Annotated in this window: 15 protein-coding genes; 7 read left to right on the forward strand and 8 right to left on the reverse strand. The window is 62.7% G+C overall.

The genetic code is table 11. From position 1 onward, the window contains the following. Window positions 1–134: 134 nt before the first annotated feature. The 3 genes from rho to CF161_RS07390 form a co-directional block, all read right to left on the reverse strand. Window positions 135–1394, reverse strand: coding sequence for a transcription termination factor Rho (gene rho / locus CF161_RS07380; protein WP_020295939.1), 1260 nt, complete (start codon window positions 1392–1394; stop codon window positions 135–137). Between the two features lie 249 nt (window positions 1395–1643). Continuing rightward, on the reverse strand, window positions 1644–1973 hold the full coding sequence (gene trxA, locus CF161_RS07385; RefSeq protein ID WP_003206727.1) for a thioredoxin TrxA: 330 nt from the start codon (window positions 1971–1973) through the stop codon (window positions 1644–1646). A 120-nt stretch (window positions 1974–2093) separates the two neighbouring features. Next, a complete protein-coding gene (locus CF161_RS07390) occupies window positions 2094–2798 on the reverse strand; it encodes a FadR/GntR family transcriptional regulator (protein WP_020295940.1) in 705 nt (234 codons plus the stop codon). Between the two features lie 254 nt (window positions 2799–3052). Between CF161_RS07390 and CF161_RS07395 the strand changes: the two genes are divergently transcribed. The 5 genes from CF161_RS07395 (at window position 3053) to ppx (ending at window position 7520) form a co-directional block, all read left to right on the forward strand. Then, the gene (locus tag CF161_RS07395) at window positions 3053–3838 is read left to right on the forward strand and encodes a transporter substrate-binding domain-containing protein (protein ID WP_020295941.1); all 786 of its coding nucleotides are present in this window, start codon (window positions 3053–3055) and stop codon (window positions 3836–3838) included. Window positions 3839–3859: 21 nt separating this feature from the next. Further along, entirely contained in the window at window positions 3860–4528 is a 669-nt protein-coding gene (locus tag CF161_RS07400; protein WP_020295942.1) for an amino acid ABC transporter permease, read from the forward strand. After that, on the forward strand, window positions 4525–5175 hold the full coding sequence (locus tag CF161_RS07405) for an amino acid ABC transporter permease (protein WP_020295943.1): 651 nt from the start codon (window positions 4525–4527) through the stop codon (window positions 5173–5175). Before CF161_RS07400 ends, CF161_RS07405 begins: the two co-directional genes overlap by 4 nt. Further along, window positions 5162–5899 (forward strand): amino acid ABC transporter ATP-binding protein, encoded by a 738-nt coding sequence (locus CF161_RS07410; protein ID WP_020295944.1) that lies wholly within the window; start codon window positions 5162–5164, stop codon window positions 5897–5899. The genes CF161_RS07405 and CF161_RS07410 overlap by 14 nt, the downstream gene beginning before the upstream one ends. 118 nt (window positions 5900–6017) lie before the next feature. After that, window positions 6018–7520 carry an exopolyphosphatase gene (ppx, locus tag CF161_RS07415; RefSeq protein WP_020295945.1) on the forward strand — a complete coding sequence of 501 codons (1503 nt, stop codon included), beginning with the start codon at window positions 6018–6020 and terminating at the stop codon, window positions 7518–7520. A 45-nt stretch (window positions 7521–7565) separates the two neighbouring features. On the opposite strand, the gene ppk1 is transcribed toward ppx, so the two are convergent. Together ppk1 and hemB are read right to left on the reverse strand one after the other, a co-directional pair. Beyond that, complete coding sequence (gene ppk1 / locus CF161_RS07420) at window positions 7566–9794, reverse strand: polyphosphate kinase 1 (protein WP_020295946.1); 2229 nt, start codon at window positions 9792–9794, stop codon at window positions 7566–7568. 18 nt (window positions 9795–9812) lie between these two features. Continuing rightward, window positions 9813–10826, reverse strand: a complete 1014-nt coding sequence (hemB, locus tag CF161_RS07425; RefSeq protein WP_020295947.1) for a porphobilinogen synthase — start codon at window positions 10824–10826, stop codon at window positions 9813–9815. Window positions 10827–11033: 207 nt separating this feature from the next. Here hemB and CF161_RS07430 point away from each other — a divergent pair, with 207 nt between their 5' ends. Further along, entirely contained in the window at window positions 11034–11648 is a 615-nt protein-coding gene (locus CF161_RS07430) for a DedA family protein (protein ID WP_020295948.1), read from the forward strand. On the opposite strand, the gene CF161_RS07435 is transcribed toward CF161_RS07430, so the two are convergent. After that, complete coding sequence (locus CF161_RS07435; protein ID WP_020295949.1) at window positions 11629–12864, reverse strand: sterol desaturase family protein; 1236 nt, start codon at window positions 12862–12864, stop codon at window positions 11629–11631. The genes CF161_RS07430 and CF161_RS07435 overlap by 20 nt on opposite strands. A 113-nt stretch (window positions 12865–12977) precedes the next feature. Between CF161_RS07435 and elbB the strand changes: the two genes are divergently transcribed. Continuing rightward, on the forward strand, window positions 12978–13643 hold the full coding sequence (gene elbB, locus CF161_RS07440) for an isoprenoid biosynthesis glyoxalase ElbB (protein ID WP_020295950.1): 666 nt from the start codon (window positions 12978–12980) through the stop codon (window positions 13641–13643). Window positions 13644–13679: 36 nt separating this feature from the next. Here elbB and CF161_RS07445 read toward each other — a convergent pair whose 3' ends face one another. Together CF161_RS07445 and CF161_RS07450 are read right to left on the reverse strand one after the other, a co-directional pair. Then, window positions 13680–14135 carry a YaiI/YqxD family protein gene (locus tag CF161_RS07445; RefSeq protein WP_020295951.1) on the reverse strand — a complete coding sequence of 152 codons (456 nt, stop codon included), beginning with the start codon at window positions 14133–14135 and terminating at the stop codon, window positions 13680–13682. Window positions 14136–14228: 93 nt separating this feature from the next. Next, a partial coding sequence (locus tag CF161_RS07450; RefSeq protein ID WP_020295952.1) for an FTR1 family protein occupies window positions 14229–15432 on the reverse strand: 1204 nt, incomplete at its 5' end.

The following is a 15432-nucleotide window of genomic DNA, read 5'->3' on the forward strand; positions in this document are numbered from 1 at the left end:
CCTCGTTTTGGCCGTGGCGTTCGGGGCAGGCAGTTTAGCGCCGAACCCAGCTGTTCAGAACAGCGAACTGCCCGTTGATCAATAATCAGATAGCAAAAAGCCGGGTTTCCCCGGCTTTTGCGGTCCCGCTCGACTTACTTGCGTTTCATCGACAGGAAGAACTCATCGTTGGTCTTGGTCTGTTTCAGCTTGTCGATCAAGAACTCGATGGCGGCGACTTCATCCATAGGATGCAGCAGCTTGCGCAGGATCCACATGCGCTGCAGCTCATCGTCGGCGGTCAGCAACTCTTCGCGGCGGGTGCCGGAACGGTTGATGTTGATGGCCGGGAACACGCGCTTCTCAGCGATGCGACGGTCCAGAGGCAGCTCCATGTTGCCGGTGCCCTTGAACTCTTCGTAGATCACTTCATCCATCTTCGAGCCGGTTTCAACCAGCGCGGTAGCGATGATGGTCAGCGAGCCGCCTTCTTCGATGTTGCGCGCGGCGCCGAAGAAACGTTTCGGTTTCTCCAGGGCGTGGGCATCGACACCACCGGTGAGCACTTTGCCGGAGCTCGGGATCACGGTGTTGTAGGCACGGGCCAGACGGGTGATGGAGTCCAGCAGGATCACCACGTCCTTCTTGTGCTCAACCAGGCGCTTGGCCTTCTCGATGACCATTTCCGCAACCTGCACGTGGCGGGTTGGCGGCTCGTCGAAGGTCGAGGCAACCACTTCGCCGCGCACGGTGCGCTGCATTTCGGTTACTTCTTCCGGGCGCTCGTCGATCAGCAGAACGATCAGGTGCACTTCCGGGTTGTTACGGGTGATGTTGGCTGCGATGTTCTGCAACATGATCGTCTTGCCCGCTTTTGGCGGGGCCACGATCAAACCGCGCTGGCCTTTGCCGATCGGGGCGCAGAGGTCGATCACACGACCGGTCAAGTCTTCGGTGGAACCGTTGCCGGCTTCCATCTTCATGCGCACGGTCGGGAACAGCGGAGTCAGGTTTTCAAACAGAATCTTGTTCTTGGCGTTCTCGGGACGATCGTAGTTGATCGTGTCGACCTTGAGCAGCGCGAAGTAACGCTCGCCTTCCTTTGGAGGGCGGATCTTGCCAACGATGGTGTCACCGGTGCGCAAGTTGAAACGACGGATCTGGCTTGGCGAGACGTAGATATCGTCTGGGCCGGCCAGGTAGGAGGCGTCGGAAGAACGGAGGAAGCCGAAGCCGTCCTGGAGGATCTCCAGCACGCCATCACCGGAGATTTCCTCGCCGCTTTTCGCGTGCTTTTTCAGCAGGGAGAAAATCACGTCCTGCTTGCGCGAACGGGCCATATTTTCTATGCCCATCTGTTCGGCCAATTCGAGCAGTTCGGTAATCGGCTTTTGCTTGAGTTCAGTCAGATTCATATAGGAATGACGTAATCATTTATGGAGGGGGGGAAATTAAGCTTTTGGCTTAATGAGGCCGCGCCGCGGAGAAGGCGACAGGATCGCGTACTTGTTCGAAAGGAGAGCGTCGGCGACGGCTTGCAGGGGGCAGTGGAGAAACCAGTGCGGGGCCGAATGTAACACCTGAGTTTCTGAGCGTCTAGCCCTCAATCATGAAAAAGCCCCGCAATTTGCGGGGCTTTTTTTGACCGGATCTGACAACGCCGCTTAGATGTTGGCGTCGAGGAAAGCAGCCAGTTGCGACTTCGACAGGGCACCGACTTTGGTGGCTTCGACGTTGCCGTTCTTGAACAGCATCAGCGTCGGGATACCACGTACGCCGTGCTTGGCAGGGGTTTCCTGGTTCTCGTCGATGTTCAGCTTGGCAACGGTCAGCTTGCCTTTGTAGGTCTCGGCGATTTCGTCCAGAACCGGAGCGATCATTTTGCAAGGGCCGCACCATTCAGCCCAGTAGTCGACCAGTACAGCGCCTTCGGCCTTGAGTACGTCGGCCTCGAAGCTAGCGTCGCTAACGTGTTTGATAAGATCGCTGCTCATGGAAGTCTCCAGGTTGTAAGCAAAAAAACGTGGCCCATCATAGCCGCCCTTCCCGCGTTCAGGAAGCCGGAGATGATTGACTCTCGCTATGGTGGGGCATGAGTTTGGGTATAGCTCAACTCAGGACGCGCCCGGGGTCACGAAGGCGATTCCGGTGCGCAGCGCAGCACCCCGAACATGTTCCTGCATGGCCTTCTGCGCCGCGCCGGACGCGTGCCGGGCCAGGCCGCGCAGGATCTTGCGGTGTTCCTGCCAGGTCTCCATAGCCCGCTCGGGTCGGATGAACGGTAGTTTCTGGCTCTCCAGAAACACCTCGGCACTGGCACTTAGGATGCTCAGCATCGCCTGGTTGCCGCTGGCCAGGAGGATCTTCTGGTGAAACTCGAAGTCCAGCCGCGCCGCCGCTTCGAAGTCCGCGGCCCGCAGTTCGCGGCGCATGGCCTCGACATTATCTTCCAGGGCATCCAGCTCGTCGGCGGTCAGGGTCACGGCCGCAAGGCCGGCGGCAAACCCCTCCAGTGCATAGCGCAGCTGGAAGATATCCACCGGCGAGGCCTGGGCCGCGAACGGCCAGCTCAGGCCTGCGGCATTCGCCAACGGCTCCGGCGCCTGGACGAACACCCCCTTGCCCGGCTGCACGCTGATCACCCCCAGTGCACTCAGGGACGACAGCGCCTCACGCAATGAGGCCCGGCTGACGCCCAATTGCAGCGCCAGGTCCCGTTGCGAGGGCAAGGCATCGCCCGGGCCGAAGCCCTGTTCGGTGATCAATTGACGAATGGCTTGCAACGCCACTTCGGGCACGGCGCGGGAGATCGAGTTCATAGATTTCAGCTGGGTCGGACCACGAAAGCGCTAGTTGTAAAGCTATTCGCCAGGGTCGGCAAGTCGTGCCCCAAGCGGGTTCGGGCGCCTGGGCCGACGCTCGATAAGGGTGCGAAAACCGGCCCAACTGTTCAGACCAGTAAGACCGACCAAACCCAGTAAAACCCGGCCCTGCAAGGCTGTTGCGGTGATTTGGCATGGGCTGTGCTGTGTCGCAACCCAGAAATCAATCGCCGCCGTTCCGGAGAATTGCCATGACCCAGCGTTTCAGCGCCCTGCTCTGCGCCCTGTTTGCCAGCCTGATGCTGAGCCAGGCCCCCGCCCACGCCAACGGCCTGGACGATGTCGTCGCCCGCGGCACGCTCAAGGTCGCCGTGCCCCAGGACTTCCCGCCCTTCGGCTCGGTGGGCCCGGATATGAAACCCCGCGGCCTGGACATCGACACCGCCAAGCTGCTGGCCGAGCAACTCAAGGTCAAACTCGAACTGACCCCGGTCAACAGCACCAACCGCATCCCGTTCCTCACCACCGGCAAGGTCGACCTGGTGATCTCCAGCCTCGGCAAGAACCCCGAGCGCGAGAAGGTCATCGACTTCTCCCGCGCCTACGCCCCCTTCTACCTCGCCGTGTTCGGCCCGCCGGATGCCGCCATCAGCAGCCTCGACGACCTCAAGGGCAAGACCATCAGCGTCACCCGTGGCGCCATCGAAGACATCGAGCTGACCGCCGTGGCGCCCCAGGGCGTGACCATCAAGCGCTTCGAGGACAACAACTCGACCATCGCCGCCTACCTCGCCGGGCAAGTCGACCTGATCGCCAGCGGCAACGTGGTGATGGTGGCCATCAGCGAACGCAACCCGAAACGCATCCCGGCCATGAAGGTCAAGCTCAAGGACTCTCCGGTCTATGTCGGCGTGAACAAGAACCAGCCGGAGCTGCTGGACAAGGTCAACCAGATCCTGGCCACCGCCAAGAGCGACGGCAGCCTGGAAAAGAACGCCCAGCTGTGGCTCAAACAGCCGCTGCCGGCTGATCTCTGATAGCACCGCCGGAGGTTATCCATGGCCTATCAGTTCGACTTTCTACCGGTGCTGGAAAACACCGGCCTGCTATTGCGTGGCGCCCTGTTCACCCTTGAGCTGACCGCCATCGGCACCCTGCTCGGGGTCAGCCTGGGGATCGTCGGCGCGTTGGTGCGGGCCTGGAAGATCCAGCCCTTCTCGGCGATCTTCGGCGTCTACGTCGAGCTGATCCGCAACACGCCGTTCCTGGTGCAGTTGTTCTTTATCTTCTTCGGCCTGCCGTCCCTGGGGCTGCAGATTTCCGAATGGCAGGCCGCCGTGCTGGCGATGGTGATCAACCTGGGGGCCTATTCCACCGAGATCATCCGCGCCGGCATCCAGGCCATCCCCAAAGGGCAACTGGAGGCCGCCGCGGCCCTGGCCATGAGCCGCATGGAAGCCTTCCGCCACGTGGTGCTGCTGCCGGCCCTGGGCAAGGTGTGGCCGGCCCTGAGCAGCCAGATCATCATCGTCATGCTCGGTTCGGCGGTGTGCTCGCAGATCGCTACCGAGGAGCTGAGCTTTGCCGCCAACTTCATCCAGTCGCGCAACTTCCGCGCCTTCGAGACCTACGCCCTGACCACCCTGGTCTACCTGTGCATGGCCTTGCTGATCCGCCAGTTGCTGAACTGGGTCGGCCGACGCTACATCGCGAGGAGCAGCCAATGAGCGACTTCACCTTCTGGGACATCCTGCGCAACCTGCTGAGCGGCCTGCAGTGGACCCTGGCCCTATCCCTGGTGGCCTTTATCGGTGGCGGCCTGATCGGCCTGCTGATCATGACCCTGCGTATTTCCGCCAAGGCCTTCCCGCGGGGCTTCGCCCGCCTCTATATCGAGCTGTTCCAGGGCACGCCGCTGTTGATGCAACTGTTCCTGGTGTTCTTCGGCATCGCCTTGCTCGGGATCGATATCTCCGCCTGGCTGGCGGCGGCCATCGCCCTGACCCTGTTCACCAGCGCCTACCTGGCGGAGATCTGGCGCGGCTGCGTCGAGTCGATCCCCCATGGCCAGTGGGAGGCGTCGTCGAGCCTGGCCCTGAGCCCGCTGGAGCAATTGCGCCACGTGATCCTGCCGCAAGCCCTGCGCATTGCCGTGGCGCCCACCGTGGGCTTCTCGGTGCAGGTGGTCAAAGGCACGGCGGTGACCTCGATCATCGGCTTCACCGAACTGACCAAGACCGGCGGCATGCTCGCCAACGCCACCTTCGAACCCTTCATGGTCTACGGCCTGGTAGCGCTTGGATATTTCCTGCTCTGCTACCCCCTGTCCCTCAGCGCGCGCTACCTGGAAAGGAGACTGCATGCCTCTGCTTAGAATTTCCGCCCTGCATAAATACTACGGCGACCACCATGTGCTCAAAGGCATCGACCTGAGCATCGAAGAGGGCCAGGTGGTGGCGATCATCGGCCGCAGCGGCTCGGGCAAAAGCACCCTGCTGCGCACCCTCAACGGCCTGGAATCGATCAACGACGGGGTCATCGAGGTCGATGGCGAATACCTCGACGCGGCGCGAGCCGACCTGCGCAGCCTGCGACAGAAGGTCGGCATGGTGTTCCAGCAGTTCAACCTGTTCCCGCACCTGAGCGTCGGCGAGAACGTGATGCTGGCGCCCCAGGTGGTGCAGAAAGTGCCCAGGGCCAAGGCCGCCGAGCTGGCGCGGCAGATGCTGGAACGGGTCGGCCTGGCGGAGAAGTTCGATGCCTTTCCCGACCGCCTGTCCGGCGGCCAGCAGCAGCGGGTGGCGATCGCCCGGGCCCTGGCGATGTCGCCCAAGGTGCTGCTGTGCGACGAGATCACCTCGGCACTGGACCCGGAACTGGTCAACGAAGTGCTCAGCGTGGTGCGCCAGCTGGCGCGGGATGGCATGACCCTGATCATGGTCACCCATGAAATGCGCTTCGCCCGCGAGGTGGGGGACAAACTGGTGTTCATGCATCAGGGCAAAGTGCATGAAGTGGGCGACCCCAAAGTGCTGTTCGCCAACCCGCAAACCCAGGAGCTGGCCAACTTCATCGGCAACCAGGAGGCCGTAGGCTGAGCCTCTGGCCGCCAGCGCCCGCTTTTATGCGCTGAATCAACGCATTAAACACTGCGCGTTGGCGGCAGCGGTTGATCGTGGCAGGATGTTCAGGTTATCGACCGAGACCCCCCCAACCATGCCGCAATCCCAAGCCAAGAATCTGTCCCTGATCGCCGCCATCGACCTGGGCTCCAACAGCTTTCACATGGTCGTGGCCAAGGCCCAGAACGGTGAAATTCGCATTCTCGAGCGGCTCGGTGAAAAGGTTCAACTGGCCGCCGGGATCAACGACGAGCGCCAGCTCAACGAAGAGTCCATGCAGCGCGGGCTCGATTGCCTGAAGCGCTTTGCTCAACTGATCAATGGCATGCCCCTGGGCGCCGTGCGTATCGTCGGCACCAACGCCCTGCGCGAAGCGCGCAACCGTGGCGAGTTCATCCGCCGCGCCGAAGAGATCCTCGGCCACCCGGTTGAAGTCATTTCCGGCCGTGAAGAAGCCCGCCTGATTTACCTCGGCGTGTCCCATACCCTCGCCGACACCCCGGGCAAGCGCCTGGTGGCCGACATCGGCGGCGGCAGTACCGAATTCATCATCGGCCAGCGTTTCGAGCCGCTGCTGCGCGAAAGCCTGCAGATGGGCTGCGTCAGCTTTACCCAGCGTTATTTCAAGGACGGCAAGATCACCCCGGCGCGCTATGCCCAGGCCTACACCGCGGCCCGCCTGGAAATCATGAGCATCGAACACGCCCTGCACCGCCTGACCTGGGATGAAGCCATCGGCTCCTCGGGCACTATCCGCGCCATCGGCCTGGCGCTGAAGGCCGGCGGGCATGGCACCGGCGAGGTCAATGCCGAAGGCCTGGCGTGGCTCAAGCGCAAGCTGTTCAAACTGGGCGATGCGGAAAAAATCGACTTCGAAGGGATCAAGCCCGACCGCCGGACCATTTTCCCGGCAGGCCTGGCGATTCTCGAAGCCATCTTCGATGCCCTCGAACTGCAACGTATGGACCACTGTGAAGGCGCGCTGCGTGAAGGCGTGCTCTACGACCTGCTGGGCCGCCATCATCACGAAGACGTGCGCGAACGCACCCTCAGCTCGCTGATGGAGCGCTACCACGTCGACCTGGAACAAGCCGCCCGGGTCGAGCGCAAGGCGTTGCATGCGTTCGACCAGGTGGCCGAGGACTGGGACCTGGAAGACGGCGTGTGGCGCGAGCTGCTGGGCTGGGCGGCCAAGGTGCATGAGGTGGGGCTGGACATCGCCCACTATCACTACCACAAGCACGGCGCCTACCTGATCGAGCACTCGGACCTCGCTGGTTTCTCCCGCGAAGACCAGCAAATGCTCGCGCTACTGGTGCGTGGCCACCGGCGCAATATTCCCAAGGACAAGTTCGCCGAGTTCGGCGATGAAGGCACCAAGCTGATTCGCCTGTGCGTGTTGCTGCGCTTTGCGATTCTGTTCCATCACATCCGCGGCACCCAGGAAATGCCCCAGGTCAAACTGCACGCCGCGGGCGACAGTCTGGATGTGGGGTTCCCGGAAAACTGGCTGGATGAAAACCAGCTGACTCAAGCCGACTTCGCCCTGGAAGCGGAGTGGCTGAACCGCGTCGGCATCAGCCTCAACGTGCATTGAGGCCAGCGGCGGCCCTTGCGGGCCGCCGCTGCGCTGTCACTTCGCCTAGCGAACGCTCAACACTGGATTGCTCAGGCGCTCCAGCAGAATCGCCTGGGCGCTGCGCGGGTTCTGGTTGCCGGTCGGCGTGTTGCGGATGTAGCGCCCGTCCGACTGCAGGCTCCAGCTGTGGGTGTTATCGGTGAGGTAACTCTCCAGCTCTTTCTTGACCCGCAGGATCAGCTTCTTGCCCTCGACCGGGAAGCAGGTCTCGACCCGCTTGTCGAGGTTGCGCTCCATCCAGTCGGCACTGGAGAGGAACATCTGCTCTTCGCCGCCATTGAGGAAGTAGAACACCCGGGTGTGCTCCAGGAAGCGGCCGATGATCGAGCGCACATGGATATTGTGCGAGACCCCGGCGATGCCCGGACGCAGGCAGCACATGCCGCGCACCACCAGGTCGATGCGCACGCCCGACTGGCTGGCCTTGTACAGCGCGCGGATGATCTTCGGATCGGTTAGCGAGTTGAACTTGGCGATGATGTGCGCCGGCTTGCCGTCGAGGGCGAACTGGGTCTCCCGGGCAATCATGTCGAGCATGCCCTTCTTCAGGGTGAACGGCGCGTGCAGCAGCTTCTTCATGCGCAGGGTCTTGCCCATGCCGATCAACTGGCTGAACAGCTTGCCCACGTCTTCGCACAGGGCGTCGTCGGAGGTCAGCAGGCTGTAGTCGGTGTAGAGACGGGCGTTGGCCGCGTGATAGTTGCCGGTGCCCAAGTGCGCGTAACGCACGATCTCGCCGGCTTCACGGCGCAGGATCAGCATCATCTTGGCGTGGGTCTTGAAGCCGACCACACCGTAGATCACCACCGCGCCGGCCGCTTGCAGGCGGCTGGCCAGTTGCAGGTTGGACTCTTCGTCGAACCGCGCGCGCAATTCGATCACCGCCGTGACTTCCTTGCCGTTACGCGCCGCATCCACCAGCGCATCGACGATTTCCGAGTTGGCGCCGCTGCGGTACAGGGTCTGCCGGACGGCCAGCACGTGCGGGTCCTTGGCGGCCTGGCGCAGTAGGTCGACCACCGGGGTAAAGGACTCGAAGGGGTGCAGCAACAGGATGTCCTGCTTGCTGATCACGCTGAAGATGTTTTCGCTGTTCTGCAGCAGCTTGGGGATCTGCGGGGTGAACGGCGTGTATTGCAGCTCCGGATGGCTGTCCAGGCCGGTGATGCTGAACAGCCGCGTCAGGTTCACCGGGCCGTTGACCTGATACAGCTCGGTCTCGTGCAGGTTGAACTGCTTGAGCAGGTAGTCCGACAGGTGTTTCGGGCAGGTGTCGGCCACTTCCAGCCGCACCGCGTCGCCGTAGCGACGGGAGAACAGCTCGCCGCGCAGGGCGCGGGCCAGGTCTTCGACGTCTTCGGTGTCCACGGCCAAGTCGGCGTTACGGGTCAGGCGGAACTGATAGCAGCCTTTGACCTTCATGCCCTGGAACAGGTCATCGGCATGGGCGTGGATCATCGACGACAGGAACACATAGTTGTCGCCCGGGCCGCCGACTTCTTCCGGGACCTTGATGATGCGCGGCAGCAGGCGCGGCGCCGGGATGATCGCCAGGCCGGAATCACGGCCAAAGGCGTCGATCCCCTCCAGCTCGACGATAAAGTTCAGGCTCTTGTTCACCAGCAACGGGAACGGGTGCGTCGGGTCGAGGCCGATCGGGGTGATGATCGGTGCGATCTCGTCGCGGAAATAGCGGCGGACCCAGGTCTTGAGCTTGGTGGTCCAGTTGCGGCGACGGATAAAGCGGACCTGATGCTTCTCCAGCTCCGGCAACAGGATGTCGTTGAGGATCGCGTACTGGCGGTCGACGTGACCGTGCACCAGTTCGCTGATGCGCGCCAGCGCCTGGTGCGGCTGCAGGCCGTCGGCCCCGGCTTGTTCACGGGCGAAGGTGATCTGCTTTTTCAGCCCGGCAACGCGGATCTCGAAGAATTCGTCGAGGTTGCTGGAGAAGATCAGCAGGAACTTGAGCCGCTCCAGCAGTGGGTAGGACTCATCCAGCGCCTGCTCCAGCACGCGGATGTTGAACTGCAGTTGCGACAATTCGCGATGGATGTACAGGCTGCTGTCATCCAGGCTGGGAATCGCGATCGCCGGGGCCGCCTGCGGCGACTCGACCGCGGCCGCGACCACCGCAGGCGGGGTCTCCAGCACGGGTGGGGTTTCGGCGATTGGCTCAACCACCGGCTGAGCGTCTTTTACGGCCACTTCAGTAAGTCCTTCGGTATTCATCGCGTGTTCCTGGGAGGGCTATTTTTGCTCTCGTAACAATTGAGCAGCACGAACGGCAAAGTAAGTCAGGATGCCATCGGCACCTGCACGTTTAAAAGCGGTCAGGGATTCAAGAATAACCCCTTCACCCAACCATCCATTCTGAATCGCCGCCATATGCATGGCGTACTCGCCGCTGACTTGGTAGACAAAGGTCGGCACCTTGAATTCATCCTTGACCCTATAAAGGATGTCCAGATACGGCATGCCGGGCTTGACCATCACCATGTCCGCGCCTTCCGCCAGGTCGGCGGCCACCTCATGCAGCGCTTCGTTGCTGTTGGCCGGGTCCATCTGGTACGAGGCCTTGTTGGCCTTGCCCAGGTTCAGCGCCGAGCCCACCGCGTCGCGGAACGGGCCGTAATAGGCGCTGGCGTACTTGGCCGAGTAGGCCATGATCCGCACATTGACGTGACCGGCCAGCTCCAGGGCCTCGCGGATCGCCTGGATCCGCCCGTCCATCATGTCCGATGGCGCCACCACCTGGGCACCGGCCGCGGCATGGGACAACGCCTGGCGGACCAGGGCGTCGACGGTGATATCGTTTTGCACATAACCGTCTGCGTCGAGAATCCCGTCCTGGCCATGGGTGGTGAACGGGTCCAGCGCCACATCGGTGATCACTCCAAGCTCCGGGAAGCGCTCGCGCAAGGCGCGGGTGGCGCGCTGGGCAATACCTTCCGGGTTCCAGGCTTCGGCCGCGTCCAGGGACTTGAGCGCCGCCGGAGTCACCGGAAACAGGGCCAGCGCCGGAATGCCGAGTTCGACCCAGGTCGCCGCCTCTTCAAGCAGCAGGTCAATGGTCAGGCGCTCCACCCCCGGCATCGAAGCCACCGCTTCCCGACGGTTCTCGCCCTCGAGCACGAACACCGGCAGGATCAGATCGTCGACGCTCAGGACGTTTTCACGAACCAGGCGGCGAGAGAAATCATCACGACGGTTGCGGCGCAGGCGGGTGGCGGGGAACAGGCGGTTGGCAGGGGTAAAGCTCACGGCAGACTCCTGAGCCCGCGCTGGCGGGCGAGCGTGACAGTTATAAGCGGCCATTATGACGAACGAATGACAGTTGTGCTTAACCCTGTGACCTGTAGTCGCAGTGATTGTCATTGCTGGATTTGTTCACGTCGAGACACATTTCGATACTTTCCTCTATGTCCTCGAAGGGGTAGGCTGCGCGTTCATTTCGCCAGCACCCAGACAATGCTCCAACAATTTCTGCATGACTTCGGCTACTTCGCCCTTTTTCTCGGCACGTTCTTCGAAGGCGAAACCATTCTGGTGCTCGCGGGCTTCCTGGCGTTTCGCGGATACATGGATATCAACCTGGTGGTGGTGGTGGCCTTCTTCGGCAGCTACGCCGGCGACCAGCTTTGGTATTTCCTGGGGCGCAAGCACGGACGCAAATTGCTTGCACGCAAACCCCGCTGGCAATTGATGGGTGACCGGGCGCTGGAGCATATCCGCAAGCATCCGGATATCTGGGTACTGACTTTCCGCTTCGTCTACGGCCTGCGCACGGTCATGCCCGTGGCCATTGGCCTGTCCGGCTATCCGCCGGGACGCTACCTGCTGCTCAACGGTATCGGCGCAGCCATCTGGGCCACCGCCCTGGCCGCGGCCGCCTACCACTTCGGTGCGGTGCTCGAGGGCATGCTCGGCAGCATCAAGAAGTACGAGCTGTGGGTGCTGGGCGCCCTGCTGATCCTGGGCCTGGGCCTGTGGTTGCGCCGGCGCCTGAAGAACGCGCGGCTGGCCAAGGAGATCTACCAGGCCGAGCAGGACAAGAAGGCCGAAATCAAGACGCCAGTCGAGTAACCCGGCCTCTGACGTAGTACAGACCGATCACGCTGAGCAGGCTGTAGCTCAGCAGGCCGATCCAGCCCAACGGGCTGGCCGGCCACAGCCCGACCAGCGGCGCCAGCCACACCAGCGGCAGGTTCGACAACAGCCGCACAACCTCCAGCTTCAACGCCCACGGCCGATTCTCCAGCGCCGCCCCCAGCACAAACAACCCGAACGCTATGGCGCCCCAGCCCAGTACCAGGGCACCGGTCGGCAAGCTGCTCTCCAGGTTCATCAGGTAGCTGCCCAGCGCCACATACACCGAGAACTGCAGCACCACGTACACCTGCTGACGCACATCCAGCTCCACCTCGAACTTGCGGAACTGGCTCAGGTCCGGTTTGGCCAGCGGGTACCTGGCCCGCACATCCGCCGGGCGCCAGCCGGTGCGCATGAACCAGATCCGCAGCTTGTCCCAGTAGCTTTCGGTACGCCGCGCGTCCGCCCACAGCTGTGCATAAAACTGCAGGTTGGCCCAGATCGGATTCCAACTGGCCAGGGGCGTGGTCACCCCGAACACCACGGGCTCGTTATCGTCTTCTTCCTGGAACGAGCCAAACAGACGGTCCCAAATAATGAACACGCCGCCGTAGTTGCGATCCATGTAGAGAGCGTTCTGTGCATGGTGGGCCCGATGATTGGACGGCGACACGAAGAACCATTCGAACCAGCCGAGCTTGGGGATATGCCGGGTGTGCACCCAGAACTGGTAGAGCAGGTTCAGCGCCGCAACGCTGACAAACACCAGCAATGGCACGCCGGCCACGGCCAGCGGCAGGTAGAAGATCCAGCTCAGCAGGAAGCCGGTGCTGGTCTGGCGCAGGGCCGTGGAGAGGTTGTAGTCCTCGCTCTGGTGGTGCACCGAGTGGGCCGCCCAGAGGATGTTGCGTTCATGGCCGAAGCGATGCAGCCAGTAGTAGCAGAAGTCATACAGCACAAAGGCGAATACCCAGACCCAGACGCTGTCGGCCGGCAACTCGAACAGCGCCAGGTGCTTCAGGGCAAAGGCATAGGTCACCAGGCCCACACCCTTGGTCAGAAGCCCCGTAGTGGTCGACAGCATGCCGGTGCTGATGCTGTTGACGGCATCGGCCACGCGGTAGTTGTTCACCCCGCGCCAGCGATCGGCCAACAGTTCGACAACAATCAATACGAAGAAAAACGGCACCGCATAGAGGATGAAGTTCATGACGCGACCTGACCGGAATCGATACGGGAGATTAGGTCCCGCAGTGAAATAACCCTATGGCAACCCATGACAATTTAGTGGACATTTAGCGCCATGAATCTGGAGAAAAACCCATGAGCAAAAAAGTTGCAGTGATCCTTTCCGGTTGTGGCGTATACGACGGCGCCGAGATCCATGAAAGCGTGATCACCTTGCTGCGCCTCGACCAACGCGGCGCCAAGGTCCAGTGCTTCGCCCCTGACATCGCGCAGATGCACGTGATCAACCACCTGACCGGTGAAACCATGGACGAGTCGCGCAATGTGCTGGTGGAATCGGCGCGCATTGCCCGTGGCGAGGTCAAGAACCTGCGCGAAGCCAACGTCGAAGACTTCGACGCGCTGATCGTGCCCGGCGGTTTTGGCGCGGCCAAGAACCTCTCCAACTTTGCCGTCAAAGGCGCGGACTGCAAGGTCCAGGAAGATGTACTGGCGCTGGCCGAAGCCTTTGCCGAGGCTGGCAAGCCGGTGGGCCTGATCTGCATTTCGCCGGCGCTGGCGGCGAAGATCTACGGCCCGGGGGTGATCTGCACCATCGGCAACGATGCCGACACCGCCGCCGCCATGGGCAAGATGGGCGCCACCCACACCGACTGCGAAGTCAGCGAAATCGTCGAGGACAAGGCGCGCAAACTGGTGAGCACCCCGGCCTACATGCTCGCCCAGTCCATCAGCGAAGCCGCATCCGGCATCAACAAGCTGGTGGACCGAGTGCTGGAACTGACCCACGAAAACGACTGACCGCCCTGAACCTGTTCACGCTCTAGCGAGCGGTGCTCAGGCCTGACGCGCCAGCCGCGTCAGGATGCGGTCCAGTGAGTTGGCGAACGCCTGCTTCTCGCGATCGCCGTAAGGCCCCTGCCCGCCGCCGACCTGCCCCTGTTCGCGCAGGTCGGTGAACAGGTTGCGCACCGCCAGGCGCTCTCCCATGTTCTGCGCATCGAACTCCTTGCCACGAGGATCAAGGGCCGCCACGCCCTTCTTCACCAGCCGGTCCGCCAGTGGCACATCGCTGCAGATCACCAGTTCGCCCGGCACGGCGTGCTCCACCAGGTAATCGTCGGCGGCATCCGGCCCGCTGGGCACCACGATCAGCTTGACGCAGGTAAACGCCGGCTTGATCTGGCTTTGCCCGGCCACCAGCACCACCTCGAATTGACGCTTCAAGGCAAAGCGCACCAACTGATCCTTGGCCGCCTTGGGGCAAGCGTCGGCATCGACCCAGACACGCATAATCCTTCCTCCTGAATGCAATGCGGGCAAACCCGCCCCCTGCACTTTAGCCGCAGGGGCGGGCTTGCCCGCTATAAACCCGCCTGTCGAGGCTCAGGAAGCCTGTACCCGACGCTTCTCGGCGCTGCGACTGCGGCTGTAAAGCACCACGATCGCCATGATCGCCACAGCCTGGGCCGCCAGCGAGTAGGCATCGGCGTGGATCCCCAGCCAGTCGAAGTCGAAGAACGGCACCGGGCGGGTGCCAAAGATCCCGGCCTCCTGCAATGCCTTGACCCCGTGCCCGGCGAACACCACCGACAGCGCGCACAGCAACGCGGCGTTGATGCCGAAGAACAGCGCCAGGGGCAGTTTCGCCGAGCCCCGCAGAATCACCCAGGCCAGGCCCACCAGCAGCACCAGCGCGGTGGCGCCACCGGCCAGCACTGCGTTGTGCCCGGCCGGGCCGGCCTGCAGCCAGAGGGTTTCATAGAACAGGATGACTTCGAACAGCTCGCGATAGACCGAGAAAAACGCCAGCACTGCAAAGCCGAACCGGCCACCGCCGCCCACCAGGCTGCTCTTGATGTAGTCCTGCCAGGCCGCCGCGTGCCGCCGGTCGTGCATCCACACCCCCAGCCACAACACCATGACGCTGGCAAACAGCGCCGTGGCGCCTTCCAGCAGTTCACGCTGCGAGCCGCTGACATCGATCACATAGGCCGCCAGGGCCCAGGTCGCCAAGCCCGCCAGCAAGGCCAGGCCCCAGCCGACGTTGACGCTGCGCACCGCCGACTGCTGGCCGGTGTTGCGCAGGAAGGCGAGGATCGCCGCCAGCACCAGGATCGCCTCCAGGCCCTCGCGCAGCAGGATCAGCAACCCGGAGATGTAGCTCAGGGACCAGCTCAAGCCATCAGAACCCAACAACTCCGCCGACTCCTTGAGCTTGGCCTTGGCCGCCGCCAGGCGCTGCTCAGCCTGTTCCGCCGGCAGGCCGTCCTGCAGCGACTGACGGTAAGCCATCAGGGATTTCTCGGTGTCTTTGCGCACGGTGGCGTCGACGTTGTCGAGGGAGCTTTCCACCAGCTCGAAGCCCTCGAGGTAAGCCGCCACCGACAGGTCATACGCCTGCTCGCGATCCCCGGCGCGGTAGGCGGCCAGGCTCTTGTCGAGGGTCGAGGCGGTGTAGTCCAGCAATTGCGCCGGGCCGCGCTTGACCTGCGGCGGCTGTGCGCGCTGGGCACGGAAGGTCGCGGCGGCCGCCGGGCCCTGGGCGGCAAGGACTTCCCCAGGGGTTTGCCGGGCCAGGTCAGCGAGG

Source organism: Pseudomonas sp. CF161 (assembly GCF_000416215.1).
Lineage (GTDB): Bacteria > Pseudomonadota > Gammaproteobacteria > Pseudomonadales > Pseudomonadaceae > Aquipseudomonas.